General features: G+C 63.7%; 24 protein-coding genes. All 24 read right to left on the reverse strand.

Going from position 1 to position 26,002, the window contains the following annotated elements:
• Positions 1 to 6: 6 nt before the first annotated feature.
• Complete coding sequence (locus NYR97_RS19095) at positions 7 to 558, reverse strand: flagellar basal body-associated FliL family protein (protein WP_316695285.1); 552 nt, start codon at positions 556 to 558, stop codon at positions 7 to 9.
• Positions 559 to 723: 165 nt separating this feature from the next.
• Complete coding sequence (locus NYR97_RS19100; protein ID WP_316695286.1) at positions 724 to 2,025, reverse strand: flagellar hook-length control protein FliK; 1,302 nt, start codon at positions 2,023 to 2,025, stop codon at positions 724 to 726.
• Positions 2,022 to 2,477, reverse strand: a complete 456-nt coding sequence (fliJ, locus tag NYR97_RS19105; protein ID WP_055826858.1) for a flagellar export protein FliJ — start codon at positions 2,475 to 2,477, stop codon at positions 2,022 to 2,024. The genes NYR97_RS19100 and fliJ overlap by 4 nt, the downstream gene beginning before the upstream one ends.
• Before the next feature lie 3 nt (positions 2,478 to 2,480).
• On the reverse strand, positions 2,481 to 3,863 hold the full coding sequence (gene fliI / locus NYR97_RS19110; protein ID WP_316695287.1) for a flagellar protein export ATPase FliI: 1,383 nt from the start codon (positions 3,861 to 3,863) through the stop codon (positions 2,481 to 2,483).
• On the reverse strand, positions 3,860 to 4,480 hold the full coding sequence (locus tag NYR97_RS19115) for a FliH/SctL family protein (protein ID WP_316695288.1): 621 nt from the start codon (positions 4,478 to 4,480) through the stop codon (positions 3,860 to 3,862). Before NYR97_RS19115 ends, fliI begins: the two co-directional genes overlap by 4 nt.
• Entirely contained in the window at positions 4,477 to 5,466 is a 990-nt protein-coding gene (gene fliG / locus NYR97_RS19120) for a flagellar motor switch protein FliG (RefSeq protein ID WP_205394853.1), read from the reverse strand. The genes NYR97_RS19115 and fliG overlap by 4 nt, the downstream gene beginning before the upstream one ends.
• A 10-nt stretch (positions 5,467 to 5,476) precedes the next feature.
• On the reverse strand, positions 5,477 to 7,207 hold the full coding sequence (gene fliF / locus NYR97_RS19125) for a flagellar basal-body MS-ring/collar protein FliF (protein WP_316695289.1): 1,731 nt from the start codon (positions 7,205 to 7,207) through the stop codon (positions 5,477 to 5,479).
• Between the two features lie 13 nt (positions 7,208 to 7,220).
• Positions 7,221 to 7,592 carry a flagellar hook-basal body complex protein FliE gene (gene fliE, locus NYR97_RS19130; protein WP_006449786.1) on the reverse strand — a complete coding sequence of 124 codons (372 nt, stop codon included), beginning with the start codon at positions 7,590 to 7,592 and terminating at the stop codon, positions 7,221 to 7,223.
• A gap of 698 nt (positions 7,593 to 8,290) precedes the next feature.
• Positions 8,291 to 11,830: a glycosyltransferase gene (locus tag NYR97_RS19135; RefSeq protein ID WP_425613007.1), complete on the reverse strand. Its 3,540-nt coding sequence runs from the start codon at positions 11,828 to 11,830 to the stop codon at positions 8,291 to 8,293.
• A gap of 71 nt (positions 11,831 to 11,901) precedes the next feature.
• Positions 11,902 to 12,126, reverse strand: a complete 225-nt coding sequence (locus NYR97_RS19140) for a hypothetical protein (protein ID WP_316695291.1) — start codon at positions 12,124 to 12,126, stop codon at positions 11,902 to 11,904.
• 861 nt (positions 12,127 to 12,987) lie between these two features.
• Positions 12,988 to 13,695 carry an FkbM family methyltransferase gene (locus NYR97_RS19145; RefSeq protein ID WP_316695292.1) on the reverse strand — a complete coding sequence of 236 codons (708 nt, stop codon included), beginning with the start codon at positions 13,693 to 13,695 and terminating at the stop codon, positions 12,988 to 12,990.
• A gap of 32 nt (positions 13,696 to 13,727) precedes the next feature.
• Positions 13,728 to 14,477: a 3-deoxy-manno-octulosonate cytidylyltransferase gene (locus tag NYR97_RS19150; RefSeq protein WP_316695293.1), complete on the reverse strand. Its 750-nt coding sequence runs from the start codon at positions 14,475 to 14,477 to the stop codon at positions 13,728 to 13,730.
• Positions 14,478 to 14,520: 43 nt separating this feature from the next.
• Complete coding sequence (locus tag NYR97_RS19155) at positions 14,521 to 15,795, reverse strand: hypothetical protein (protein WP_316695294.1); 1,275 nt, start codon at positions 15,793 to 15,795, stop codon at positions 14,521 to 14,523.
• A 278-nt stretch (positions 15,796 to 16,073) separates the two neighbouring features.
• Entirely contained in the window at positions 16,074 to 17,597 is a 1,524-nt protein-coding gene (locus NYR97_RS19160; protein ID WP_316695295.1) for an FkbM family methyltransferase, read from the reverse strand.
• On the reverse strand, positions 17,594 to 18,217 hold the full coding sequence (locus NYR97_RS19165) for an LbetaH domain-containing protein (protein WP_316695296.1): 624 nt from the start codon (positions 18,215 to 18,217) through the stop codon (positions 17,594 to 17,596). The genes NYR97_RS19160 and NYR97_RS19165 overlap by 4 nt, the downstream gene beginning before the upstream one ends.
• Positions 18,207 to 19,352, reverse strand: a complete 1,146-nt coding sequence (locus NYR97_RS19170) for an aromatic ring-hydroxylating oxygenase subunit alpha (RefSeq protein ID WP_316695297.1) — start codon at positions 19,350 to 19,352, stop codon at positions 18,207 to 18,209. Before NYR97_RS19170 ends, NYR97_RS19165 begins: the two co-directional genes overlap by 11 nt.
• A gap of 13 nt (positions 19,353 to 19,365) precedes the next feature.
• Complete coding sequence (locus NYR97_RS19175) at positions 19,366 to 20,031, reverse strand: PglD-related sugar-binding protein (protein ID WP_316695298.1); 666 nt, start codon at positions 20,029 to 20,031, stop codon at positions 19,366 to 19,368.
• Positions 20,028 to 20,807: an SDR family NAD(P)-dependent oxidoreductase gene (locus NYR97_RS19180; RefSeq protein WP_316695299.1), complete on the reverse strand. Its 780-nt coding sequence runs from the start codon at positions 20,805 to 20,807 to the stop codon at positions 20,028 to 20,030. The genes NYR97_RS19175 and NYR97_RS19180 overlap by 4 nt, the downstream gene beginning before the upstream one ends.
• A complete protein-coding gene (locus tag NYR97_RS19185; protein ID WP_316695300.1) occupies positions 20,804 to 21,571 on the reverse strand; it encodes an SDR family NAD(P)-dependent oxidoreductase in 768 nt (255 codons plus the stop codon). Before NYR97_RS19185 ends, NYR97_RS19180 begins: the two co-directional genes overlap by 4 nt.
• The gene (locus NYR97_RS19190) at positions 21,568 to 22,608 is read right to left on the reverse strand and encodes a ketoacyl-ACP synthase III (protein ID WP_316695301.1); all 1,041 of its coding nucleotides are present in this window, start codon (positions 22,606 to 22,608) and stop codon (positions 21,568 to 21,570) included. The genes NYR97_RS19185 and NYR97_RS19190 overlap by 4 nt, the downstream gene beginning before the upstream one ends.
• Positions 22,609 to 22,613: 5 nt before the next feature.
• Complete coding sequence (locus NYR97_RS19195; protein WP_006452276.1) at positions 22,614 to 22,838, reverse strand: acyl carrier protein; 225 nt, start codon at positions 22,836 to 22,838, stop codon at positions 22,614 to 22,616.
• A 65-nt stretch (positions 22,839 to 22,903) separates the two neighbouring features.
• On the reverse strand, positions 22,904 to 24,013 hold the full coding sequence (locus tag NYR97_RS19200; protein WP_316695302.1) for a DegT/DnrJ/EryC1/StrS family aminotransferase: 1,110 nt from the start codon (positions 24,011 to 24,013) through the stop codon (positions 22,904 to 22,906).
• Positions 24,014 to 24,134: 121 nt separating this feature from the next.
• Positions 24,135 to 25,619 (reverse strand): sigma-54 dependent transcriptional regulator, encoded by a 1,485-nt coding sequence (locus NYR97_RS19205; RefSeq protein WP_255085293.1) that lies wholly within the window; start codon positions 25,617 to 25,619, stop codon positions 24,135 to 24,137.
• Positions 25,612 to 25,995, reverse strand: coding sequence for a response regulator (locus NYR97_RS19210; protein WP_005997154.1), 384 nt, complete (start codon positions 25,993 to 25,995; stop codon positions 25,612 to 25,614). The genes NYR97_RS19205 and NYR97_RS19210 overlap by 8 nt, the downstream gene beginning before the upstream one ends.
• Positions 25,996 to 26,002: the final 7 nt, after the last annotated feature.

The raw sequence follows: 26,002 nt of genomic DNA on the forward strand, positions 1-26,002 counted from the left end.
CAGGCCTTACTGGGTAACGAAACTGGTGAACAGCAGTTCTTCGACGCACTTCTTGCCGGTCTCGCTGGTCATGACCTTCTGTGCTTCGGCCAGGGCGGCTTTCTGCAGCTTCTGCTTGCCGACCAGGTCGGCCACGTCGGTGGCCTTGGTCTGCGACAGCAGCATCAGCAGATGCGCGCGGATGGCCGGGGCGTTTTCGGTGATGAGCTTGAGTTCTTCCGGGTCGCGAGTGACCAGCTGCACTTCGACCTGCAGGTACTGCGGGCCATCGCCGGGGTCGGCCAGGTTGACCACGATCGCCGGGTCCATCGGGAAGTACTGGGCCGGCTTGGGCACTTCGGCGACCTTGGGCGCGGCGTGCTTGCCGCCTTTCTCATCGCCCTTGTGGCCGAAGAAGAACCACGCGCCGCCGCCAGCGGCCGCAAGTACCACCACACCGATGGCGATCAGCAGGATGGACTTCTTGCCACCCTTCTTCTTTTCGCCTTTCTCGTCTTTGTCTTCGGTCTTCTTGGGTTTTTCGGCGGCTGCCACAGTCTGCTCCAGGGGAATGCTCACCCTGTGGATGCAATTGGCATGCCAAAACCGCGACGGTTTCCTGGCGCAATCTGCGCGCCAACGTAAACAGCCCCGCAAGCCTTGCGCTGCGAGGGGAGGCGGGCCGCGCGCGCATCATGCCGCCGCGCGGTTTTCGGTCGCGCCGGGGTAATCCGGCGCAGTACTTCAGGCGTAGGCGTCCAGCAATCCACGCTGGCGTAACACCACCGACGGAATTCCGACGGGCGGGCTCTCGTCCAGGGTGAGGCCGTTGCCATCGCGCCCACTGCCGTTGCGGTTGCCGGCCTGGCCCTGCTGTTGCTGGCCCACATCGGCCTGGCCCAGCTGGAAGCCGTTCTGGCCGAGCATTTCGCGCAGCCGCGGCAGGCTTTGTTCCAGCGCCTGGCGCACCTCGGCGTTGGCCGAGGTGAAGCTGGCGCTGACCTTGTCGCCATCCAGATGCAGGCGCACCTCGACCGGGCCCATCTCGTTCGGAGTCACCTTGATGTGGGCGTGGCCGATCTTCTGGTCGGCCAGCCAGCTCATACGCGCACCGATGGCATCGTCGAAGGTGTCGCTGCCCATTTCCGGGGTCGGGGTGGGCGAGGCGCTGAACACCGGCGCCGGATCCTGCAGGCGGCCGAGCGTGGCGGCCGTGGTGGTCGGCAATACGAACGCCGGTGTGTCCGGGGCTGCCGGGCCTGCGGAATCGTCGGCGCTCGGGTCCAGTGCCTTGGTGGCCATGCTCATCAGCGCGGCGGTCTGGGCGTCGCCGCTCAAGGCGGTGACGGAAGTGGGCTTGGCGCCTGCGGCGGCAGCCGGTGCCAGTGCGCCCAACGAAGGCAGGGCGGTGCCGGCGGTTGCCGTGGCGGTAGGTGCGGCGGCATCGGTGGGCAGGGCGGTTGCACTTGCCGTGCCGCCTGCTGCTCCGGCCATGCTGGCGGTCAGGGCCGCTGCCGCGGCAGCCAGCACCTCGCCACCGGGCAGGGCTTGCGCCAGCAGGCCCATGCCGAAGCCGCCCAGACCTGGCGGTGGCCAAGTGGAATCGGTCGCGGTGGCTGTCTCGGCAGGTGCGTCTTCGCTGGCGGTCGCGGGTTTTGCGTTCTTGCCGGTCTTGGCGGTGCCTGCGGCAGAGCTACTCTCGGCTGTAGTTGATTCTTTGGTGGAGCCCGACTTGGCGGGCTTTGCGGCCTTGCCGTCGCCGTCCTGCGCACGCGGCCGTGCAGTGGCATCGCCGGCTGCATCGTCGCCGTTATCGTTGTCGTCGCGCTGCTTGTCGGACTGGCTGGGCTTGGGCGCGGCCTGCTTGGCCGGCACGCGCTCGGGCGCCTGCGGCGGGGCCTGGTTCGGCGTGTTGGCCGGATTGAGCATGCGCGCGAACTGGTCCTGGCCGGCGTCCGGCTCGGACGACGGGTCGCTGTAGCTGGATTTCTTGCCGGTGCCGGCAAGCGCGCCAAGACCGGCGGCAAAAGCGGACAGGGGGTTCATGCGGATTCTCCATGGGTGTCTTCGCTGCGGGCCAGGCGCGAACGACGCGCGCCGAGGTCGTCCATCTCACGCTGGTCGCGGCGTTCGATCACCTTGTTCTCCTGTGCGCGGTAGCTGGCAGCCAGTTGCTCCAGTACCTGTTTTTCGCGGCTGGCCAGCAGCAGGCGGGTGCGTTCGGCCTCCACCTTGTTGCGGTTGCTTTCCACGGTCTGCGCCTGCTGCAGCACGGCGCTGTCGAGCCGGTCCAGAAAGGCGCGGCGGTTGGTCAACGCCGCGGCGCTGGTGCCGGCCATATGGCTGTTGGCGTATTCCTCGGCGTAGCGGCGCAGTTCTTCCAGGCGCGACTGGTGCGTGTCCAGGGCGCGCTGGCGCTCGGCCAGATCGCGCGCGACCTTGTCTTCCTGTTCCTGGGCGCGGCGCAGCAGGGGGTCGATCCGTTTGGATTGCATCATGGATTAGTTCTCGGGTTCGACCAGCCGCTGCAACGCGGACAGGCTGTCGGGCAGGTCGGCGGCCCGGTGGACGTCCTGGCCGAGGAATTCGACGATCTCAGGCCAACGCGCCAAGGCTTCGTCGGTGGCAGGATCGCTGCCGCGCTGGTAGGCGCCGATGGCGATCAGGTCGCGGTTGGCGGTGTAGGCCGACAACAGGCGCTTGAGCTTGCGGATGCGCAGGCGCCAGGTGTCGTCGGCGATGTCCTGCACCACGCGGCTGACCGAGGATTCCACGTCGATGGCCGGGTACAGGCCACTGTCGGCAACCCGACGCGAGAGCAGGATGTGGCCGTCGAGAATGGCGCGCGCGGCGTCGGCGATCGGGTCCTGCGGGTCGTCGCCTTCGGTCAACACGGTGTAGAAGGCGGTGATCGAGCCGCGGCCCTTGGCGCCGTTGCCGGCACGTTCCACCAGCGCCGGCAATTTGGCGAACACCGACGGCGGGTAGCCGCGGGTGGTCGGCGGCTCGCCGACCGACAGGCCGATCTCGCGCTGCGCCTGGGCAAAACGGGTCAGCGAGTCCATCAGCAGTAGCACGTTCAAGCCCTGGTCGCGGAACCATTCGGCGATGGCAGTAGCGCGGTAGGCGCCGTGCAAACGCGCCAACGGCGGGCGGTCGGCCGGGGCGGCCACCACCACGGCGCGGCGCAGGCCTTCTTCGCCCAGGGTGGTTTCGACGAAATCGCGCACTTCGCGACCACGTTCGCCGATCAGCCCGACCACGATCACGTCGGCCGAGGTGAAGCGGGTCATCATGCCGAGCAGCGTCGATTTACCGACGCCGGAGCCGGCGAACAGACCGACGCGCTGGCCGCGGCCGATCGGCAGCAGCGCATTGATCGCGCGCACGCCGACATCCAGCGAGGTGGTGATGGGCTCGCGCGCCAGCGGGTTGATCGACACGCCGGCCATGCTGACGCTGCCTTCGCCGCGGATCGGGCCCTTGCCGTCGAGCGGGGTGCCGTCGCTGTCGATGACGCGGCCGAGCAGGCCTTCGCCCACTTCCACGCCGCCGCGGCGCCGCGAGGGCACCACGCGGGCGTTGGGCAGCAGGCCATGCAGCTCGGCGCTGGGCATCAGATAGGTGCGTTCGCCGGCAAAGCCGACCACTTCGGCATCGACCCAGCCGCCGTCGACTTCGACCTTGCAGGTGGCGCCCATCGGCGCTTCGCAGCCGGTGGCTTCCAGGGTCAGGCCGACCGCGCGGCGCAGGATGCCTTCGCGGATCAGGGTGCGGCCGGCCGTGGGCTCCAGCCCGAGCCCGCTCAGGCGGGTGGCCAGGCGCAGGTTGCGCGCGTCCAGCCAGTCGGCCGGGGCCGGGGTGGCTCCCAACACGTCGCTCACAGGCCCGCTCCGGATTTGCGCATGACACTCTCCAGCGCGGCGCGCAGGCGCGCATCCAGGGTTCCATCCACGCGCACGCTTTCGGCGTGTACGCGCAGGTCGCCGCGGCTCAGGCTCAGGTCCGGGGCCACGCGGGTGGTGCTGCTGGGCGCCAGATGCGGCAGCAGCGCGGTGATGTCGTCCGGGTGCAGGCGCACCTCGACTTCGCGACCGGCACTGCCGACCGCGTCGATGGCTTCGTGCACCAGATCGGCCAGCAGCTGCGGTTCGACCTGGTAGGCACGCCCGACCAGGGAACCGGCGATGCGCACGGCCAGCTCGCCGAGCGCGCCGACCACTTCGTTCTCCAGCCGCGCCAGCGGGCGAGTGAAGTTGTCCAGGATGCCGTCGATCTGCGCAGTCAACCGGCGCACCTCGGACTGGCCCTGGGCGAAGCCTTCGGCATGCCCGCGTTCCAGACCTTCCTGACGGGCGGCATCTTCGATCGCCTGGATCTCCTCCAGGGTCGGCGGACGCAGCACCGGCTCGTAGACGGCCGGTTCGTCGAAGTCGGTTTCCGGCGGCGCCGGGGCCATGTGCAGGTCGGGGGCCAGCCAGCGGGTGACGATGTCGTTCATACCATCGCCTCCGCACCGGCGCCGCCCAGGCTGATGGCGCCTTCGTCAGCCAGGCGGCGGACAATGGTGAGGATTTCCTTCTGCGCCGCTTCCACGTCGGCCAGGCGTACCGGGCCACGCGCTTCCATGTCTTCGAGCAGGATCTCGGCGGCGCGCTGGGACATGTTGCGGGTGATCTTCTCGCGCACCTTGGTGTCTGCGCCGCGCAGGGCCAGACCCAGGCGCTCGCCGGAGACTTCGCGCAGCAGCGTCTGCAGGCCGCGGTCGTCCAGGTCCACCAGGTTGTCGAACACGAACATCAGGTCCTGGATCTTGCCGGCCAGGTCGGCGTCGATCTTGCCGATCTCGCCCAGCACGCCCTGGTCGGCGCCGGTGTCGAGGAAGTTGAGGATATTGGCGGCCACCTTGATGCCGCCCACGTTGGACGACTTGAGATTCTGGTTGCCGGAAAATTGGCGCTCCATGATGTCGTTGAGCTCGCTCAGCGCATTCGGCGGAATGCCGTCCAGCGTTGCGATGCGCAGCAGCACGTCGGCGCGGGTGCGCTCGGGCAGCAGCTTCAGCGCTTCAGCGGCCTGGTCGCTGTCCAGATGTGCCATGACGATGGCGATGATCTGCGGGTGCTCGTTGCGCACCAGGTCGGCGACCGCGCGCGGGTCCATCCACTTCAGGGTGTCCAGGCCGGTGGTGTTGCGGCCGAGCAGGATGCGGTCGATCAGGCCACCGGCCTTGTCGGCGCCCAGCGCCTGGATCAGCACGTTGCGGATGTAGTCGTCGGCGCCCACACCCAGCGAGGTCTTGCCGGCTAGTTCGCCGTTGAAGTCGTCCATCACCCGCTCGACCTGGTCGCGCGAGATGCCGGTCATGGTGGCCATGGCGATGCCGATCTTCTGCACCTCCTTGGGGTCCATATGCTTGAGCACTTCGGCGGCGTCGCTTTCCCCAAGCGACAGCAACAGCACGGCGGCGCGCTGTACTCCGGTCATCGGCGGTGTTTCAGGCTTCACTGGCGACCCATCCCTTTACGACTTGTGCGACACGTTTTGAATCGGCTTTGACGGCTTCGCGTGCGACCCGCATGCGTTCTTCGTAGGCGTCCGGCAGGGCGATCGGGACTTTCTTGTCCTGACCGAGCTGGGCGGTGTCTTCTTCCAGGCGCGGCATCAGGTCGTCATCGTCGACCATCCGCACATCCGCGCTCTGCGGAGTGCCATCCTTGCCGCCCTTGCCTTGCTTGTCCTTGACCACGGTCACGCCGGTGAGCTGACGCAGGGTGGGGCGCACCACACCGAACAGCAGCGCCAGCACCACCACCGCACCGACCAGCAGGCGCAGACCGTTCTGCACGCGCGGGTCTTCCCACCACTTCGGGCCCTCTTCGCCGGCCACCGCTTCACGCACGAACGGGGCATTCATCACCGACACCGTGTCGCCACGTGCCGCGTCGAAACCCACGGCCTGCTTGACCAGGCCCTCGATGCGGGTGAGCTCGGCGGCGGTCAGCGGCTGCTCGACGATCTTGCCCTTGGCACCGGGGCGCGGGACGTTGTCCAGCAGCACCGCCACCGACACCCGCTTGATGCGGCCGGCCGGCTGGCGGGTGTGTTGCAAGGTGCGGTCCAATTCGTAATTGCGGGTGGCACTCTTGGAACTTTCGGTCGGCGCGGCAGGCGCGGCGGCCTGGCCATTGGCAGCGGCCGGGGTGCCCGGTGCGCCGGCAGTGGCGTTGGCGGCCGGCGTCGGCGGCTGGCCGGGGCTGTTGCTGGTGGCGCCCGGGGGACCTTGCGGGCCGGTGGCGCTGGTGCTGGTGTCGTTGATCTGCTCGCTGCGCAGCTTGGCCGGCTCGCCGTTGTAGAGCTCGCGGGCTTCTTCGACCACCGAGAAATCCATGTCCACGCTGACTTCCGGGTTGACCCGGCCGGCGCCGGTCATCGGCTCGAGCAGCTCGCGGATGCGCTGGTTATAGGAGCTTTCCTGGCGGCGCACCTGTTCGAACTGGGCGGCGTGCTGGGCGGCGTCGCTGTTGGGGTCGGCGATGGAGAGCATGCGGCCGCTCTGGTCGACCACGGTGACGCGCTCGGGGGTCATGTCCGGGATGCTGGAGGCGACCAGGTTGACGATGGCGTCGACCTGGTTGCGTTCCAGGCCCTGGCCGCCGCGCAGCTCCAGCACCACCGAGGCGCTGGCCACGTCGCGCTGGCGGGTGAAGGCGCTGGGCTTGGGAATGGCCAGATGCACGCGGGCCTCGCGCACCGGGCGCAGGGTGCCGATGGTGCGCGACAATTCGGTTTCCAGGGCGTGCTGGTAGCGGGCGTTTTCCACGAACTGGCTGACGCCGAAGCCGGGGTCTTTTTCCATCAGCTCGAAGCCGCCACCGGTCTCTTTACCGGTCAGGCCGGAGCCGGCCAGTTTCAGGCGGGCGTCGTACAGACGGTCCTGCGGCACCGAGATGGCGCCGGTGTTCTGGTCGATCTTGTACGGGATCTGCGCGGTGCGCAGCAGGTCGGCCGCTTCGGCATTGCCCTTGTCGTCCAGGCCGGTGTACAGCGACTGGTAACCGGGTTTCTGCGACCAGTAGAACACCGCCAGACCGGCCCCCACCGCCACGGCGATCATCGCCATCATGGTCAGCTTGCGGGTGATCTGCAGGCTGCGGACACGGTCGAACCATTGCCCGGCCTTCTCGGCGTTCTGGTTGATGTTTTCTTTGGAAATCGCGAGTGCCATGTGTCGTCAACCCTTACAGCGGCATGTTCATGACGTCCTGATAAGCCTGGACGAGACGGTTGCGGACTTCCACGGTGGCGCGGAAAGCCACCTGGGACTGCTGGGAGGCGACCATGACCCGTGCCAGATCGGCACTGGGGTCGCCCATTTCGAATGCTTTGGCCAATGCGCCGGACTTCTGCTGGGCCTCGTTGACGCCGCCGATGGCGCCGCGCAAGGTCTCGCTGAAGCTCGGCGCCTGGGTGGCCGGTGTTCCCTGCGTGCCGGCCAGCCCCTGAATCTGGTTGCCGCGCGCCGCATCGCCCACCGCGCCCATCGGGCCTTGGCCCATCTGCGTCTGGTAGCTGCGGATCTGCGAGAGGATGGAGGTAACGGAGTCGCTCATGGGTGCGGTCAGCCAGGGAGGCATCCACACCGATGCAAGCAGCGTGCCGAAACCGCGCCGGGATTCCGGCGCCGGGGCGGGGAGGACTGCCGTAGCTGGGCTGAGTGTGATCTGCGGGTGCAACTTTCTCTGCGCTAGCGAGGCGGGCACCTAGTGTTGAGTCGGGTGCTTCTTTAGCCGGGCCTTGTCGACAGGGCGCGCGTTTGTTCAGCCGGTTTGTCTAGGCAAGGCGCGGGCCTGTCTGGCGAAGAGCGACTGATCTGCGGCTTGGCTGCAGGGTCCTTGCCCGCTCACCATCGCGGGACACGCTGCAAGTACGTCCTTGTAAGCTCTTACGCGGCATCCATGCCGCGTAAGGTCCCGCGACGGTGAGCGGGCAAGGACCAGCCGAGATGGTCGGTGTGCAGGGTGTAAGCAATGCATGACGTGCTTCTGATGCGCTGGATCTCTGTAGTTGCGGCCCGTACTCGCAAGCCAATGCAACTCGCGAGATGGCCCGCCTTTTACTTGGCTACCGACCAACTTCCTGGTGCGGTGTCCTCGCCCTCGACCGATCAGGCTTTTGGTCCATTCGTCTGACTGCAGCTAAATGACGCCGTGACTCGACATCACTGTAGCTGTGAGCTGGTTGAATCGGGCCGACGTGGCTTGATTTCCAAGATGTCTCAGCAGTGCTGCGTGCATCGGCCCCTGGGCAACTAATCAGGCAACCACGCCTCACGCCAGCGATCGAGATTGCTGCCGGTCAACATCCAGTCGCGGCGTACCACCTCGCGCAACGCAGTGCCCTTGGCGCGCGCCGCAGCCGGGTCGGCCAGGTGCTCCCGGATCGCACCGATCCAGTCGCGGTAGCGGTTTTTCACCAGCGTCACCGGCAGGTTGCCTTGGTAGCAGCGCACGTCGCTGGCGATCACCGGGTAGCCGCAGGCACCGTATTCGAGCAGGCGCAGGTTGCTCTTGCACTCGTTGAACAGGTTCTGCTCCACCGGCGCCAGCGCCAGATCCAAGTCCAGCGCGGCCAGCGCGGCGGGATAGTGATCGATCGGCACGCCGGGCTGGAACTGATGGATGTGCTGGCGCAGCGCGAACGGGTACATGCCCATGAACACCCATTCGACCTCATCGGCGAGCTCCTTCACCACGTCGGCAATCAGCTCCAGGTCGCCGGTATGGCTTGCACCGCCGGCCCAGCCGATACGCGGCTTGCCGCCCTGGCGTTCCTCACGTTCGCTCCGTGCCGGCAGCTGCTCCCACCAATGCGGCGGCAGACGGTTTTCAGCCACGCGGATGTCGCTGTGCAACCCGGCGAAGGCCTCGGCCAGCGCCGGAGTGGACACCACGAAGCGGTCCACCATGCCCAGCCCGCGCCGCACGGTCTTGAGGATGTCCTTGGGCATGTGCTCGCGGTGGGCATTCTTCAGCGGCAGATTGGGCAGGTAGTCGTCGAGCTCGTAGACCTTGAACGCGCGCGACAGCGCCTTCATGCGCCGCATCGCTTCCAGTCGCGGCTCGCCGACCTGACGTTGCAGGATCACCACGTCGGGATCCTGGCGCGCCAGCTCGCTAATCTCCAGATAGCCGTTGAACAGCACGCCTTCGACCATGCCGGCTTCGCGCAAGGCGCGCAGTGGCTGGATCACCCGATAGTGGCCGCAGCCTTCGATATCGGCCGGCAGTGCGATCACGCTCGGCAGCGGCCGCCACGACTGCAAAGGCCGCCAACTGGCACGCGGGTCGGCCAGCTGGAAGCCGGCGCCGGGATCCAGCGAGAAGCCTGGGTTGTAGGCCGGGTCGTTGGCCATCATCGGCAGCCAACGCGCGTACATCGCCTCTTCGTCGAGAGCGCTGGCCGGCGCCGCTTCGGGTGGGTCGATCAACAACTGCGCGCGCGCGGCGTAGACATTGAGATAGCCGGCCTGCTGCAGGCGCAGGCACAGATCGACATCGCTCCATTGCGCCAATGCCGGCTCCTGCGCAAAGCCGCCGGCGTCCAGGAACAGCTGGCGCGGCAGCATCAGGCATTCGCCACTGAGCGCGCTGTAGTTCTGATCCAGCTGCAGGCGCTGCAGATAGCCCGATTCGTCGAACGCGGCCCCTTCGAATGCGCGTGCTGCCGGTGCACCCAGGCCCAGCAGCAAGCCGGCGTGATGCACGGTGCCGTCACCGCGCAGCAGCTTGCCGGCCACCGCGCCAACCTCGGGACGCAGGGCGTGGTTTAGCAACTGCGCCAGCCAATCGGCCTTGATCGCTGCGGCGCCGGCCGCCAACCACAGCAAGACCTCCCCACGTGCCTGCTCGGCCGCCGCATTGCAGGCCGCCTCGGGCGAGGGGTCGCCTTCGAAGCGCAGCACGCGGATTTGCTGCAGGCCGAGGTTGTCGATGCCCGCCAGCCAGTCGCGCAGCCCCGGCTCGGCGCTGTCGCCGCGATCCAGCAACAGCAGCTCGTAATGCGGGTAGCCGGTGTTGGCGAGCACGCTTTCCAGGCAGCGCTGCACCTGCGCCAGACGTCCATCCACCAGCACCAGGATGCTGACCACCGGCTGCTGTGCATGCCGGTAATCCACCGCGTGCCGGCCGGGGCCGTTGCTGCTCACCACCGCGTCCACGTACCCGCGCGCGGCAAGATGGCGGCTGATGGCGCGCTGCTCGTCTTCGTCGCCATGCCGCGTGGTGGCCGATGCCACCAGCAAGGGTTCGGCGATGTGCTGGATGCAGGCCAGGCCATAACGCTCGACCAGCCCAAGCTGGTAATCCAGTTCGAAGGCATCGCTCGTTTCTGTTGCAAAGCCGCCATCGGCCAGTAGCGTTTGGTGCCGGAACAGCCAGTGCCGCGACATCGTCGACGGCGCACTCAGCAACATGTCCAGATACAGCGCCGGCCGCATCGCCAGCCCCAGCTGACCGCCGTCCAGCGCGACCACTTCATCGGCGTAGATGGCCTGACACGTGTCCGGCAGCGCGAGCATCTCCAGCGCCAGCATCAGCAGGCCGCTGGCGGTGAACAGGCTGCCGGCCTGGACCAGCAGCACCCAGTCGATGGACTGTTGCGTGGCGATGGTCCGATTGAGGGTAGGCACCAACCCGTCCTGACCGATCAGCACACCGCGCTCGCCGTGCTCGGCGGCTTGCTGCGGCGAGCTGCTGATCACCCAGGTTTGCTGGTTCCGATAACACGCCACCGCCGCCAGGCTGGCCTGGGTTGCGGCCACCGCTGCCGCATTGCCGTCGCTGTCGACCACCATCACTGCAATCCGCGGGCCGCCCGCATGCGCCTGCAGGCGCGCATCGATCAAGGCGCGTTGGACCTCGCTCGGATGCCGCACGCCCAGCCAAGTGGCCGGCGACACCCGCTCGGCCATGCCGGCGCTCTGCATCAACGCGTTGACCAGGTCTACCGACTTGAATACCCGCGCCTTGTGCGGGCTGAGCGGGGCGACACGCACCTGGCGATTGTCGCCGGTCTCGCGCCGCCAGCCCAACTGGCGGATGCCCTGGCGCAGATCTTTGTGGCCCTGGTCGCCGACCCCGACCTGATCGCGGCCGGCCTGACTGAACTGCGCGCTGGACACGCGAAACTGCGTGAGCGGGCCGGACAGCAAGGCCAGGTTGCCGTGACGCAGCAGCTTGACGTAGATCGCCAGGTCACCAACCCAGTGGATGGCCTTGCCGTTCAACATCATTAGCTCATTGCCCAGCGCCACCAGGTCTGCGCGCCGTGCAAGCACGCAACTCGGCTCGCCGATGAAGTTGATGGCGTGGTCGGCCAGGAACGACACCAGCTCCGGCCCGTCGATCAGCACGTCCTCGCCAAACGGGAAACTGGTGGACAGGATGTCGGGCAATGTGGCGCCGTCGTCGTCGATCCGCAGCCGGCGCGAGGACGCCAGCGCGGTGCCGGGGTTGCGCTCCATTGCGCCGACCAGCTGCGCGACGCAGTCCGGCTCCAGCACGTCGTCGTCGTGCAGGAACTTGACGTAGTCGCCTTGCGCCAGGCCGATGCCCTTGATGGTGCTGCCCAGCTCGCCGAGCCGGGATGCATTGCGACAGTAGCGGATCGGAAACGGCGCGCCAGCCAGCCTGGGGGCCAACAGCGCTTCGATGGCGCCATCGCCATTGTCGTCGCAGATAACCAGCTCCAGCGCCGGGTAGGTCTGCGCCAGCACGCTGTCCAGCGCCTGCGCGACATAGCGCGGCTTGTAGGTGGGCATGACGATGCTAACCAGGGCAGGAGAGCTCACGGGCGGTTGTCCGAGTTGATCGTTCAAGATTTATCCGATGCTAGACGCGGTGCCGGCGCGAACCTGTCCGATCATGCCGGCAGGCGGCGAGTATCGAAATGGCCGAGAACCGATGCAATATGCATGCCGTTCGACGCATGATGCGTTGTCATCGGGAGCAGTGGCTGCGATGGAACCGTGTAGGCAGCCTTCCCGTCCTTGCTCCTGAAATAACCAGTGCGCTTCGTTACGGGCAGTTTGGCGTACAAAAGCCAGCGGTGACTGGTCAGCGGCGTGGCACCGGAATTCGGCAGCACTCATCACGTCCATCGCATGTGTTGCAGATGGAGTGCAACGAATAACGCCAAATCGACGCGCCGTGCGTGCCTCGCTCGCGCGCACGGGCGTCGTCGATGGAAATACCCTCGACCGGTGGGCGGTGATGCTAGACAAGGTTGCAAGGTTGCCGAGTGCTGCGATGCAGTTTTCTTACATGTCAACGATGGACACGTCGAGGGCACAGTGCATTCGAGGTCCGGGCCGATGGGCAGTCAAAGGCCGGTGGGCAGTCTATCCAAAACGTCATAAGTGATGTTGATACTGCCGTTTCCGCTCGTTACCAGCCAAATGCCATAGCCAGGGGGTAGGTAAACCTGATATGGGAAATGGTCCGAGGGAGGAGCAACGCCGAGGAATATTACCCTTTTGGTTCCGTCCCCATATCCGGATGGCGCCGATGTATCTGCGTAAACGGCAAGGCCTATTGCGGATGAGGCGCCACTCAGACTGCATGTGCGAATCACGAGGCCATACTGGTTAGTGGCGGGAGAGACAATTTGCGTGACTACGTTCGCTGCAACGCCAACATTTGCGAATTGAGTTCCTACCGGAACGATCGTTGTCTTGCCCGAGATTTCCATGATGGTTGCCTCGCTTCAGAGATGAGTCGATGGAATGATATCCATCGAGATTTACGGGGCGTTTCGAAGGACGCCGCGCATGCCGAACCATGACACTACTCAGGAGAGGATAAGCTAGCAAGTTGAATTTTTCGCCGCGTCAACAGTCCGGCTCATGACGTTAAATGACTGGTCGTTAGCATGCTTGCACAAGTCGACGTCGGCATAGACCGCCTGGCAGGTTTCCGGCTGCGTTCATGGCTGCGGCAGATCTTGCGACTATGCTGAGTCCTTGCGATAAACCACTTCGATCCAATCAGTGCGCAAGCTCTTGGGGTTCTTCGACAGTTTGGCGATGTCCCACAACGAAAAGCCGGCCGCTTGCATCAGGTTGACAACGTCAACGAAGCTGGTGGTCTTGCCATAGAAGTCGTATAGCCCGATCTCGATAACCGCGCAGTCGGTGTGCTGCAGTATCGCAGTTGCGCCCTCCAGCACCTGACGCTCAAACCCCTGCACATCGATCTTGAGAATATGTACGTGGGCGATCCCTAGCATGGCGCAGGCGTTGTCGAGGGTGGTCTTGCTGACCGCAATTTCCTCGTTCGTCGCCTGCTGCGCATAGCCAAGCGAGTCGGTAGAATCCGCATTGATCGGCAGCAATCCGCCCAGGTGCGAGATGCTCTGCCGGTAGTAGTGACCGACTTCTTCCTTCTCGCCCAGTGCAACGCACATGGTGGTTGTGCCGAACTGCGCAGCCACTTTTTCCAGTTCGGCAAAATTCTGCGGGTCCGGTTCGAACGAATACAGCTGGCAAACCGGATAGATCGACTTGAAGTGCTGGATCGACTCGCCGCGATGCGCGCCCACGTCCAGCACTACCGGAGCGTCGGTCTTCAGTAACTGATCGAAGAAGCGGCGTGGCGAATACGCCTGGGCATGCGCTTCGTTTCTGAGATCGGAAGTTCCGCAGATGGGCGAATGCATGCCGGGCTGCGTGTGGGACGTCTTATCCTGTGTCATGACGCGTTCTGCTCACCGAGCTGCATCATGCGTAGTGCTGCTTCCACCCGCACTACATCAGCCGGCGTATCCACCGCGATCGATTGGTTGCTCATCTGCACCATACGCACTTCAAAGCCAAGTTCCAGAAAACGCAGGATCTCGATGTCCTCGATTTCTTCCAACGTGGTCTTGCAAGATACCGATGCAAATGCCTGCAAAGCCTGCTTGGGAAACGCATACGCACACACCTGACGCCAGGCACGCCGGAACTCGCCTTGCTTGGTGATCGGGATCGCCGCACGCGACATGTACAGCAGACGCCCATCCGGGCGAACGACCACCTTGGGCACGCTCGGATTATGGAATTCGTCGATGTTGGCGACCTGGCAGTAACCGTTGATCACATCACTCGGCGCCCCTGCCGCAGCGTCGATCAGCAAGCGTACGTCCTGCGGATTGAATAGCGGATCGTCACCCTGCACATTGATATAGGTGTCCACGTCGAGCTGTTGTGCGACTTCGGCTACACGATCGGTGCCGGTCAGGCAGCCGCTGGAGGTCATCAAGGTGCGGATGCCGGCCTGCTCGCAGGTACGTTGAATCACATCGCAGTCGGTGGCGACCAGAATGTGCTCGGCCGGCGCCGCCTTGGCGCACTGTTGATAGGTGCGCACGATCATGGGCACGCCGCCCAACTCGATCAGCGGTTTTCCGGGCAGGCGTGAGGAATCACGTCGCGCGGGGATGATGATGGCGTAAGTCATAGAAGTCTCCTGGCAACCGATGGCATTGAGTGGCGAGGGCGACTCAGCCGACTCTGCCTTGCCAAAAATCGGTGGAGTTGAGATCCAGCCTGCTGACTGCCTCGGCAGCCTCCAGCACAGCATCGCTGTCGGTGAACAGCCGGTTCCACAAGTCCATCGAGAAACCGTAGCTGTTGTCGCGCGCCACATTGAACAACGGGACGAACTTCAACGACGACCAGTTCAGATGCGGCTCCAGCGCCAGCAGACTTGACTTTGCAAAACGGTAGCCATCGACCAGAGTTTCGGCCGGGAATCCAAGCCGGCGTGCATAGTCCTTCCACAACGACGATTCGAAGGCGTATTGGCTGAGTTCTTGAAAATGCCGATTTGGCGCAAGTTCGTTCGTTGGAGAAAATTCGTCGTCCGCATAATTTGCCGGTCGCGGATCCTCTGGCATCGACCACAATGCCAGCATGTCCTGTGTCCTACCAAGCATGGCTTTCTCGGTGAAAAGGAACGGGATGTTTCGACACCCTCCCGATAAAGAAATTGCGATCTTTCCTTGATTGCGTTTGCCTCTAAAATGGACATTGATGGCGTCGTGGGTTGAGCCGGTCAGCACATTGTCGCTACGGCAACGCACCGCAAACTCGATACCTTGCTCAGCCAGATGCTCCACGCCCAGGCGTGCTGAGCGCAGCACCGCATTGCGGTAATTCAGACCCAGGTTGTCCGGTTGAGGCACCAGAATCAGCTTATCCAGCCAGGGCCTGCAGCGGTCCAGCAGCGCGCTTGGTTGGTGGTCCCAGGTCACCATGCACTGATACGCCCAGGGGAAATGCAGGCGATTCCAGGCCAGCACCAAGGGCGTAAAGTCGAACGCGAGCCCCTGCACGAAGATGCCGGTATCCGCCTTAGTCAGTTGGCGCGACAGTTGCAGCTCGGGCAACAAGCGTGAGAAATCCTGCAGCTCTTGCAGTAGTGCAATGCTGCCCTGGTCGTAATCGACGGCACGTACCGTGCGGAAATGGCCGTGTGCCTTTGCAATCTGGTTCATCACCTCTGCCGCGTGATTGGAGAAGATGACGATCAGCACATCATCGACCGATTCGTCCTCCAGCGCCGAAGGTGATCTGACCGGCAGGCCATGGACAGTTTTGCCCTGATTCTCCGACCGTGGGCAGATGGTGTACTGCAAGTTCAACTGCTGAGCGATGGCTGGATAGAAATCGCGGAAAAACTGTCCAGCACCCCAGCCGATCAACTTGGTGGTGCGCGGATTCAGTCCTGGATATTTGATGGTGGCTCGCTCGATCGAGCCGACTGCTAACGCCATGACAGGGCTTCCTTGTGTTCTTTGCTAGTCTTACTGTGTCATTGAATTCGGAGAGTTGTTGTTCTTCGTCGAGCAGCTTCGCGCCGATTGCGATGGCGATCATCCCGCGCCATGTCGCGATCGAGTCGGCGACATGGCGCTGGGCGCCTGACAGGTGCCGCGTGGGCGGTCATCTTCGGAAAAAGCGGGTTGCGCGCATCGCGACGATTTTTTTCTAAGCACCCCGCGTTCGGGGGCAGTCGTCGCTCTATCTCTCCAATTCGCGAATTTCCTCCGGCTTACTCCGCCCAAGGTGGCGGTGCGGCACCTGCGACGGGCGATGCATACAAAACGAGGTCGTAGTAGTGGCCGGGAGAGTGCTGGCGTAGACGGAAGTGATAGCCATCCACCAGTTTGTCCAGTTGCCCCACTATATCCAGTAGATCCTGGGCGTAGTGGTACACGCAAATAGCCATACGGGGGCGCTGGGTACGGATGAGGTGAGATGCGCCTTCAAGTGCCCTGGCTTCAAACCCTTCGATGTCCAACTTCAGTAGCGTCAGCTTTTCCAATTCGTCGTCCAGGCGTGTAGTAGCCACGGAGATACCGCCATCCGGCGAAACATGGCTGGAAACCGTGCCGGTCTCCTCGAAGCGCAGCGTCGTCTGTTCGTTGGAGATGGCTTTTTTTATGGCCTTGAAGTTATGCGGGGGAAGGGGGAGGGCTCTGGCGATGCCCTCCAGTTTCTGAAAGTTGATGCTATCCGGTTCAAAGGCGGTGATGCTTTCGTAGCGATAGCGGGATGCTTCTAGAAACCTGTGGACGATGGGGCCCTGGAAGGCTCCGCCATCGCAGAAATGTTCACGCTGCCCCAGCTGGAAGGTACTGCTATCGGCGAATTCTGAAAAGTACTCGTTGATCGGCGTAGCCCAGCAGTCAAGCAGGAGGCTGGAATCGTAGGTCAGGCGGAACAACAGGTTGCTGTAGAGCGTAAAAACGCTGAAATCGTCGTCAAGTCGATCCGCGAAACGCAGAAATTCCTCCAGGCGTAGAAGCGTCCGCTGACGGTATACCTGGGCAGGCTCATATACGGCGAGCAGCCCACAGTGAGCAACGGCCATGCAGGCATCTACCCTTTCAATGCCTGCTTGTTCGCAGAGCTTGCGTGCCAGGCCGGATTCTCCCGGGCTGTAGGAAAAATCGATGGCCAATGCCTGGGAGTGCTGGGCCGCTTGTTCGATGAACTGGCGCGAACTCCAGCGCGGCACCCCATGAACGGTGTCGCTGTCGCTTGGCTGGTCATCAATGGCGGCGATGACATGGCTGGAGTGCTGGACGATCTTTGGACCATAAATGTTGCCAATGCCCGAGCGCGGATGGAGCAGAAAGAGGGGGCGCTGCTCAAAGCGTGGGATCAGCGGATCCAGGGAAGGCGCAACGCTCAGTTGCTCAATACCCGCACTGGTGCAGAGGTCGGTTGCAAACGCCCGTCCACGCGGGCTGCAAGAGAAATCGATAGCGATCGCATCGGCATACTGCCCCGCCTTGGCAAGAAACTCCTGACTGCTCCATCGCGGCGCGCGGTGAATACGGTCCAGGTGGATGCTTTGGTCATCGATTGCGGCAACGACATGGCGCAGGTGGGCAACGACCCTGGGACCATGCACCATGCCTGCATAGGACTCGGGAGCGACGAGGAATACAGGACGGTTGGCAATCGCGGGCAGGCGCGCAATGACATCCTCGAGTGCAGGGCGCTCCTGCTCCGCAATACGGAGAATCCGTTGGCGAAGCTGCTCATTTCTTGCGTTCATGAACGTCATCTCTCGTAGGTATGAATGGGGGCGTCGTAGCGGACGTCGAAATAGGTCTTGGCAGGCACGTCCTCGCGGTAGGCACGCGGCCAACCGAGTTCGCAGCTTCGTCCCACCTTGACGCCCCCACTCACGATGGCTCCGGTGCGCAGGATGCTGTTGCCGCCGATCTCGACGCCCGCGCCGATTTGCACACCATTCTCTATCCAGCATGAAGATTTGACGCGGCATGCCGGTCCGAGATGCGCGCCGGCATGGATGACGGTGTTGTAGTCGATCCTGCACCCGTGGCCTACGACAGCATTGGCACCCACGAATGCGTTGAGCCCGATGACCGTGTCAGCGCCGATGGCTGCGCTGACATGGATGAAGGGCTCCAGCTTGAAGCCACGTTCCATCGCCGCCTGCATCAGTTCTAGGCGCTTGAAGTTGCCGAAGCGTTCGTCGAACGCCACGAACATGGCCCCGTCGCTCGGAGTCAGTCCATCCAGCACGCCAAGATCGAATTCGTGTTCCGCGTCTTGTGGCACATCGATCCTGATGACCGTCTCGTCCTGACGCGCCTGCTTCCAGGCGTGAAAGGCCAGGTCGAGATATGCGCTGCTACCGATGATCCACCTAGATTTCATGTTCGGTCTCCATCAGCAGCGTGTACCAGCGTTCGACCAGGCGATTCATGGATTCATAGGCTCCCTGGGTGGGTAGCGGCGCGTCGGTGTGCAATGCCGCCTGCACCCGTTCCATGATCTCCACGTCTTCACCCACCACCACCTTGCTGCCGTGCATCTGTGCCAGTAGCACTTGGCTGGAAGAAACGTAAGGCTGTTTCCTGCGTGCGCTAAACCAATAGATTTCCAGGTCGGTCCGGTCCGGTGCGACGGGAATGTGGTGTTCCAGCGTGAAGGAATAACCGCCGTTGGGACTGGCGATATGCAAGTTCGGGAAGGCCAGCCAGTTGAAGTAGGCGTCCTGCTTGCCCCAGCGTTCCACTTTCTCGTGCCAGCCGAAGTGCTGAAGCTTGGGGATGGGCGCTTCAGCACCACCGAAGCTGAAGCGACGCATTTCGCACCGCAAGGCTGCGGGCGATGTGTCCTGCAAGGCTCCCATGGACTCATTGGCTTGTTCCTCGTTTACCTGCGGAACGAAGCTAACGCTTTTGGCCAGTGTCCTGGGGTGGACGAAGCGCGGGTGATTGGCATCCCGAAGATTTTCGTAAGCGAGTTTCCAGTTGTATCGGCCATGCCATGTGGTCACCATGACCTCGGTGTCATAGGCATTGGAACTGCTTTCCAGCAAGGCGATGAAGTCTGCCGAAAACTGCTCCTCGATCGGCATCGGGTCGGGATCGAGGTTGACGAATAGCAGGTTGCCCACCTCGCGCAGCGCGAACTCGCGCAGCTTCAGGCCGTGCCGTTCCTCATCGCCGAAGCCATAAAGTGCATCGCATTCGGGGATGTTCTCGACCCGGCCGTCGGCGTCGTACTTCCATGCATGGTAGGGACAGACCAGCGGGCGCTTTCCCACCGCAGCGGTCTGCAGCAGCGCACTGCGGTGCAGGCAGACGTTCTCGAACGCACGCAGGCGGCCCTGGAAGTTCTGGATCAGCACCGGAATGCCGGCGAGCCTGCGGGTGATGAAGCAGTTATTGTCGGGCAGCAGCGTCTTCAGGCCGGCAAACAGCCAGGCCTTGCGGAAGATCTTGCGTTGTTCGCGGGCGAAGATGTCCGTGGACAGGTAGTAGCTGGGGTGCATTCGCGATCGCATCGGCGGGGCTTCCTCACGCATCCTTGTAATAGATGACCCGGGCCGGGTTGCCGAACACGCTGGCGCCCGCCGGCACGTCCTTGACCACGACCGCACCGGCGCCGACCACTGCACCATCGCCGATGCGGATGCCGGGCAGGATGGTGGCGTGCGGGTGAATCGTCACTTCGTTGCCAACCACCGCGCCGCCGCCGATGAAAACGAAACTGCCGATCTGCACGTAATCGCCGATACTGACCTCGTGCGCGATGATGGACGTGGAGAGTACGGTAACGAACTCGCCGAGCCGGCTACCCGACCCAATGGAAACGCGCGAATCGAACACGCCTCCGCGCCCGATGTAGCCGGCAGCGGCCTCGCGCGACGGCGGCGGATGAAACACGATGAAGTCGGCCCCCTTGTCGATCAGCGCACGGGAATAGCGCCGCCGCGCTACAGGGTCTCCGATCGCGCAGATGAAGATATCGCCTTCGACGGGGTGATAGGTGGAGGGGTCTCCTACGATCGGCCAACGCGATGTGCCATGCAGATGCGTGCGGTTATCCAGAAATCCCTTGATGTCCCACTCCACCCCATAGGCTGGATCTTCGTGATACGCCAGCGATGCGATATCCCGCCCAAAGCCACCGGCGTTGACGATCAGCAGGTGGTAGGGCGGGGCAGGTGTATCGGCGGTCATGCGAATTCCACGCCTCCATCCATGCTGAAGGCCTGTCCGGTCACCTTGCTGCTGGCATCGGAAAGGAAATACAGACAGGCCAGCGCCACGTCGTCGGGCTGTCCGATGCCCAGCGGATAGCGCTTGCGGCTTTCTTCGAACCAGGCCTTGTCCTCGTTAATCAACGAGGTCTCGACCAGGCCGGGGCAGAGCGCGTTCGCGCGGATCTTGCGGCGCGCCAGCTCCAGCGCCAACGGCCGTAGCGTGCCGACCAGTGCAGCCTTGGAGCCGGCGTAGGGGCCCACACCCACCGTGCCGGTGAGTGCGGCGATGGATGAAAGGAAGATCACCGAACCTCCAGGCTTCAGCGATTGCCGCGCCAACAGGTGGCGGGTCAGCATCACCGGCGCCAGATAGTTGATGTCCATGACCTCGCGCAGGAATTTTTCGCTGACCAGCTTCATCGGCGACAGCCCGCGAATGCCGGCGCTGTGCACCACACCGTCGACGGGCCCGCAATCGGCAGCGAGCTGTTGCACGATAGCCGCATCGCTCAGGTCGCCAGCAAACATGCGATGGCCGTCGCCGTGCAGCGATGCCAGCGTGGTTTGCAGACGCTCCGCATCGCGCCCGGTGACGATCAGGCGTGCCCCTGCGGCGGCGCATGCGCGTGCGACCGCTTCGCCGATGCCTTTGGATGCGCCGGTCACCAGTACGGCCTTGCCGTGCAGGCCATACATGTCGCGCAGCAGCGCGGAAACGGGATCTTCTGCTGCCATGGTGGTGTCGATGCTCATAGGCGGATGGGCAGGGAAATCCCGCCATCGATGGTCAAAGTGCTGCGGGTAATCCAGCGGCTGGCCGCCGACAGCAGATACACCGCGCCTTTGGCGATGTCATCCGGGTCGATGCGCCCCAGCGGCGTCAGCCCGATCTTGTCGTCCAGGTCTGCTGCGGTGCCCAATTTCTTCAGCATGGGCGTGTCCACGTAGCCTGGCGCGATGCAGTTGGCGCGGATGCCGTGTTTGGCCTGTTCGAGCGCCAGCGTGCGGACCGCAGCTTCCAGCGCTGCCTTGGATGCTGCGTAGCCGGCGGCGGCCTGAGGCGCCGCGCGTGCGGACAATGCCGAGATATAGACCAGCGATGCGCCTTCACTCAGGCGGCGCTTGACCAGCAACTGCTGCGTCAGCGCGATCGGTGCCAGATAGTTCACCGACAGCATCTGTTGCAGATGCTTTTCTGCGGCCATGCGGAATGGCACCAACGCCGCGATGCCTGCGCAGGAAACCAGCCCGTGATACCGCTCTGCAGCTTTGAGCAGACGTATACGGGTGTCTTCTTCGGTCAGATCGCCGGCCACTACCGCATGCCCGCTGCCCTGCAACGCGACGGCAACCGCATCCAGTCGCGCGATATCGCGCCCGGTGAGCACCACGCTCGCACCCAGACGCGCGCACAACGTAGCGACCGCAGCGCCAATGCCCGACGACGCGCCGGTCACCAGAACGGTCTTGTTTTGCAGCCCGAACGCATCGGTGGTTGCTGCAGGTGTGGCCGTCATGACTCGATCAAATCAGGAAACACCGCGCCCTCGAGATCCACCAGGCAGGTGCCCCACGACAGCCCGATGCCGAAGCCGCATAGCAGCACGCGCTTGCGGCCGGATTCCAGTTCCTTGTTGATACGCGCGGTCATGGTCACCGGCAGCGAAGCGCCGCTGGTGTTTCCGAAGTCGCGCAGCGTGGAGGGAACTTTTTCCACCGGTAGACCGAGCTTCTTGCGGATGGTTTCGTTGATCATGCGGTTGGCCTGGTGGAACACGAAGTAGTCGATGTCCTCTTTGGCCACGCCGGTGTAATCGAGCAGTTTCTGCACTGCTGGCGGGATGCGCTGGGTGGAGAAGCTCAGCACTGCCACGCCGTCCAGGATCAGGTCCACACCACGTTTCCAGGCACCATCCGCCTCGTCGCGATACGGCACCAAGTGCTGGATGCCGACCGGTTCGCGGTGACCGCCCACCGGCAGGATGATCGCCTTGTAGCCACTGCCATCGCTGTTGAGGTCAAAATGCATCGGCGGCGCATCGGTGCTGAATTCCAGCGCGGTGGCGGTGCCGGAATCGGAGAAGATCGGGTCTTCCAGATTGGCGCTGCGGTCACCGACCAGCAGCAGGCCCTTCTTGACGCCGCCTGCGGCGATCATCGAGCCGAGCAGGTTGATGCCGAACGGGTAGGCCGAACAGCCCAGATTGACGTCGAAGGCGACCGTGGCGTGCGACAGCCCCAGCCGGTCCTGCAGGATGATCGCGGTGGCCGGAATCGGATAATCCGGCGATTGGGTCACCACGATCAGTGCATCGATCTCCTCGCGCTTCCACTGCAGTCTTTCCAGCAGCACTTCGGTCGCATCGAAGGCCAGGTCGGAAAAACACTGCCATTCCGATGCCATGCGGCGCGTCTCGATGCCAATGTTGCGCACCAGGCGTTCGCGCTCGGAGCGGATCTGCGGCCGGCAATCGGTGAGATTGGACACCACCCGCTTCGGCACGCATGTCGCCATGCCGGCAAAGCGAACGTTGTGCAGCGTGGAGGTCGGCATGGTGCTTACGCCTCGGTCAGTTTGTAGAGATCGCCGACAGTGATGGCCGTGGTCAGGTCTTCGCCGGTGATGGTCTTGCCGTATTCCATATCGAACATCACGATCACACCCAGCGCGGCCAGCGAATCCCATTCCGGGAGTTCGAGCAGCACGGTGTCGGTGGTGACCTCGACCGGCTCCTGAAAGTCGGTGGCGGAGAGGAAGTTCTCGATAAACGTTGCCTGGGTCATGCGATCTCGCCTGGTTGCCTGTTGAAGATGCGGTGGGCTGAAAAATAACGTGGAGCGGGGTGCCGTCATGTTGCCTGTTGGCCGGCGATCAGGTCGGCAATGGTATCGACCTGTTCGCTGGTCAGGCCAGGAAAGATCGGCAGGCACAACACCTGCGCCGCCACCGAACGGGCCACCGGCAGCCATGCCGGTGCGGATGAGGGCAGGGCGCGATACATCGGGAAATCGCTGATCAACGGATAGAAATAACGTCGTACAAGAATGCCGTGCTCGCGCATCAATTGGTATAGCGCATCGCGTGCCAGCGGGTAGTCGTCCTGCACCAGAATCGGAAAATATGCGTAGTTGGCAGTGGCGTGATCGGGGCGCGCAACACAGCGGATGCCGCGAATGTCGCTCAGTCGCTGCCGATACTGCGCATCGATGGCGCGGCGCTGCGCGATGGCGTGATCGATGTGCTTGAGTTGCAGCAGGCCGAACGCCGCGCTGATCTCATTCATCTTGCCGTTGATGCCCGGCGCCACCACCGTGGTTTCGTCGACGAAGCCGAAATTCTTCAAGTGCCCGATGCGTTGGTAGGTCTTTTCATCGGGGCAGACGATGGCGCCGCCCTCGAAGGTGTTGAACACCTTGGTGGCATGAAAGCTCAACACGCTCAGGTCGCCATGGCGCAGGATCGAGCCGCCGGCATCGCGCACGCCAAAGGCATGCGCCGCGTCGTAGATCACCTTGAGGTTGTAGATATCGGCGATGCGCGTGATGGCAGCGGTGTCGCAGGTCGTGCCGTAACAATGCACCGGCATGATGGCGGTGGTCTGCGGCGTGATGGCCGCTTCGATCTTGGACGGATCCATGTTGAGCGTCACCGGGTCGATGTCTACAAACACCGGGGTGATGCTCTTCCACAACAGCGAATGCGCGGTGGCCACGAACGAGTAGGGCGTGGTGATCACTTCACCGGTGATACGCAGTGCCTGCAATGCGGTGATCAGCGCAGTGGTGCCGTTGGTCAGCAACGCCAGATGCGAAACGCCGAGGTAGTCGCACAGTGCGCGCTCGAGTGCCCGATGCATCTCGCCACCGTTGCTGAGGATGCGGCTGGTCCAGATCTGCTCCAGATAGGGCAGAAATTCTTCCAGCGGCGGCAGCAGCGGACTGGTGACGGGTATGGTCATCAAACACTCGGCAAGTGGAGTCGGCACGTCGATGTCGATTCCGTTCGCAGCCGATGACTGCGAACGGAGTGATCCTGCTGAAGCAAGCGCTGTGCCAGCAAACGTGGCCGGCGCGCTGGTCCTAGTTCGCCAGCTCGGTTTGCTCGCGATCGATGCCGTACTTGCGCAGCTTTTCCACCAGCGTGGTGCGGCGCAGGCCGAGCAGTTGGGCCGCATGCGCCACCACGCCCTGGGTGCGTTCCAACGCTTCGTTGATCAGCGCCAGCTCGATGTTTGCCATGTGACCACGCAGGTCGATGCCATCGTCGGGCAGGCTGGACGCGGTGGCCGGTTCGGTGGTGGCCGATTTGGGCTGCAGCGTCACCACATTGCTGGGCAAGGTGCTGACCTCTGCGGGTGCAGCAACCAACGCCGGCTCTGGCGGAAGTTCGAGCGCGGTGGCTGCGGCAAAATCGCCGCGATAGCGTGCCGGCAGATCCTGCACGCGCACCAGACCGCCCGGGTGCAACACCGCAAGGCGCTCCACTAGATTGGTCAGCTCGCGTACGTTGCCCGGCCAGTCGTAGCTGCGCAGCGCCTGCAAGGCTTCGTCGGCAAAGCGCACTTCGCCGCGCCCGGTGCGCGCCAGTTGCCCGGCGATGGTCTGCACCAGAATGGCCAGGTCGTCGACGCGTTCGCGCAGCGCCGGCATTTCGATCGGAAACACGTTGAGGCGATAGAACAGGTCCTCGCGGAACTGGCCATCGCTGATGCGCGTTTCCAGATTGCGGTGGGTGGCGGCGATCACCCGCACGTTGCAGCGGATGGTCTGGCCACCGCCCACGCGCTCGAAGCTGCGCTCCTGCAGCACGCGCAGCAGCTTCACCTGCATCGGCAGGCTCATGTCGCCGATTTCATCGAGCAGCAGCGTGCCGCCCTCGGCCATTTCGAAGCGGCCCTTGCGGGTGCTCAGGGCGCCGGTAAAGGCGCCTTTTTCGTGGCCGAACAGTTCGCTTTCCAACAGGTCCGGCGGAATCGCGCCGCAGTTGATCGCCACAAACGGCCCATCGCGCCGTGGCGAGTGCTGGTGGATGGCGCGAGCGACGACCTCTTTGCCGGTGCCCGATTCGCCCAGCACCAGCACGGTGGTGTCGAACGCCGCCACCTGGTCGATCAAGCGGCGCAGACGGGTCACCGCCTCGCTGTTGCCGGTCGGGCCGGTGTCCTGTTGCACGCCGGCCTGATGCTCGGCATCCAGCCGCTTGAGGCTGGCACGGCGCAACAAGGCTTCCAGCTGCGCGTGGCGCAGCGGCGTGTCCAGCGTCCAGACGTTGGCTTCGTGCAGCCCGTGCGTCTGCGCAAACGCGCTAGGGCTGCCTTCCATCAACAATACCGGTGGCGGCAGCTTGGCATCGGCCAGCCAGTCGAAGAACTTGTCGGCCTGTGCGGCATCCTGCGCCGAGCCGACCATCACCGCCATCCACTCGTCATGGCGATGGCGGCCAGGATTGATGTCGGCGCCGTCGGTGACCCAGCGTGGATTGAAGTCCATGAACTCGAGCAGCGACACTGTGCGCTCGGCGCGCACGGCATCGCTGTCGATCAACAGAATGCGGGACTCACTCATTCCTGGCTCCTTCCGTCAGGCCCTCCAGGATTGGCATGACTTCCTGGATATAGGACAGCTTGCTAACAAAATTGTCAGCACCCGCGCGAAGAGCATGTTCACGATGCTCTGCATCGTCGAAGTGGCTCGCGATGACAATATACGGCGGATCGTCCTGCGTCTTGATCAGACGGGTCGCCTGCAACCCGCCCATCTCAGGCATGGCCAGGTCCATCAACACGACATTGGGGCGCAGCGACTCAGAGCGCTCGATCGCTTCCAGCCCATTGGCGGCACTGCCCACGATATTGAGCCACTCCACTTTGCGAAAATGACGCATCGCAGCGTTGATGAAGCCCTCGTGGTCGTCGACCAGCAGCACGGTGAGTTTGCTCATAGTAATC

This window comes from Xanthomonas hydrangeae (genome assembly GCF_032697525.1).
Lineage (GTDB): Bacteria > Pseudomonadota > Gammaproteobacteria > Xanthomonadales > Xanthomonadaceae > Xanthomonas > Xanthomonas hydrangeae.

What these genes read in the sequence shown, in the direction of transcription:
- NYR97_RS19195 (WP_006452276.1), bottom strand. Translation starts at nt 22,838, where the DNA reads ATGACCCAGGCAACGTTTATCGAGAACTTCCTCTCCGCCACCGACTTT.
- NYR97_RS19180 (WP_316695299.1), bottom strand. Translation starts at nt 20,807, where the DNA reads ATGAGCATCGACACCACCATGGCAGCAGAAGATCCCGTTTCCGCGCTG.
- fliE (WP_006449786.1), bottom strand. Translation starts at nt 7,592, where the DNA reads ATGAGCGACTCCGTTACCTCCATCCTCTCGCAGATCCGCAGCTACCAG.
- NYR97_RS19155 (WP_316695294.1), bottom strand. Translation starts at nt 15,795, where the DNA reads ATGGCGTTAGCAGTCGGCTCGATCGAGCGAGCCACCATCAAATATCCA.
- NYR97_RS19185 (WP_316695300.1), bottom strand. Translation starts at nt 21,571, where the DNA reads ATGACGGCCACACCTGCAGCAACCACCGATGCGTTCGGGCTGCAAAAC.
- NYR97_RS19200 (WP_316695302.1), bottom strand. Translation starts at nt 24,013, where the DNA reads ATGACCATACCCGTCACCAGTCCGCTGCTGCCGCCGCTGGAAGAATTT.
- NYR97_RS19100 (WP_316695286.1), bottom strand. Translation starts at nt 2,025, where the DNA reads ATGAACCCCCTGTCCGCTTTTGCCGCCGGTCTTGGCGCGCTTGCCGGC.
- NYR97_RS19145 (WP_316695292.1), bottom strand. Translation starts at nt 13,695, where the DNA reads ATGCATTCGCCCATCTGCGGAACTTCCGATCTCAGAAACGAAGCGCAT.
- NYR97_RS19165 (WP_316695296.1), bottom strand. Translation starts at nt 18,217, where the DNA reads ATGAAATCTAGGTGGATCATCGGTAGCAGCGCATATCTCGACCTGGCC.
- NYR97_RS19150 (WP_316695293.1), bottom strand. Translation starts at nt 14,477, where the DNA reads ATGACTTACGCCATCATCATCCCCGCGCGACGTGATTCCTCACGCCTG.
- NYR97_RS19190 (WP_316695301.1), bottom strand. Translation starts at nt 22,608, where the DNA reads ATGCCGACCTCCACGCTGCACAACGTTCGCTTTGCCGGCATGGCGACA.
- NYR97_RS19210 (WP_005997154.1), bottom strand. Translation starts at nt 25,995, where the DNA reads ATGAGCAAACTCACCGTGCTGCTGGTCGACGACCACGAGGGCTTCATC.
- NYR97_RS19170 (WP_316695297.1), bottom strand. Translation starts at nt 19,352, where the DNA reads ATGCGATCGCGAATGCACCCCAGCTACTACCTGTCCACGGACATCTTC.
- fliG (WP_205394853.1), bottom strand. Translation starts at nt 5,466, where the DNA reads ATGACCGGAGTACAGCGCGCCGCCGTGCTGTTGCTGTCGCTTGGGGAA.
- NYR97_RS19160 (WP_316695295.1), bottom strand. Translation starts at nt 17,597, where the DNA reads ATGACGTTCATGAACGCAAGAAATGAGCAGCTTCGCCAACGGATTCTC.
- NYR97_RS19205 (WP_255085293.1), bottom strand. Translation starts at nt 25,619, where the DNA reads ATGAGTGAGTCCCGCATTCTGTTGATCGACAGCGATGCCGTGCGCGCC.
- NYR97_RS19115 (WP_316695288.1), bottom strand. Translation starts at nt 4,480, where the DNA reads ATGAACGACATCGTCACCCGCTGGCTGGCCCCCGACCTGCACATGGCC.
- fliF (WP_316695289.1), bottom strand. Translation starts at nt 7,207, where the DNA reads ATGGCACTCGCGATTTCCAAAGAAAACATCAACCAGAACGCCGAGAAG.
- NYR97_RS19175 (WP_316695298.1), bottom strand. Translation starts at nt 20,031, where the DNA reads ATGACCGCCGATACACCTGCCCCGCCCTACCACCTGCTGATCGTCAAC.
- fliJ (WP_055826858.1), bottom strand. Translation starts at nt 2,477, where the DNA reads ATGATGCAATCCAAACGGATCGACCCCCTGCTGCGCCGCGCCCAGGAA.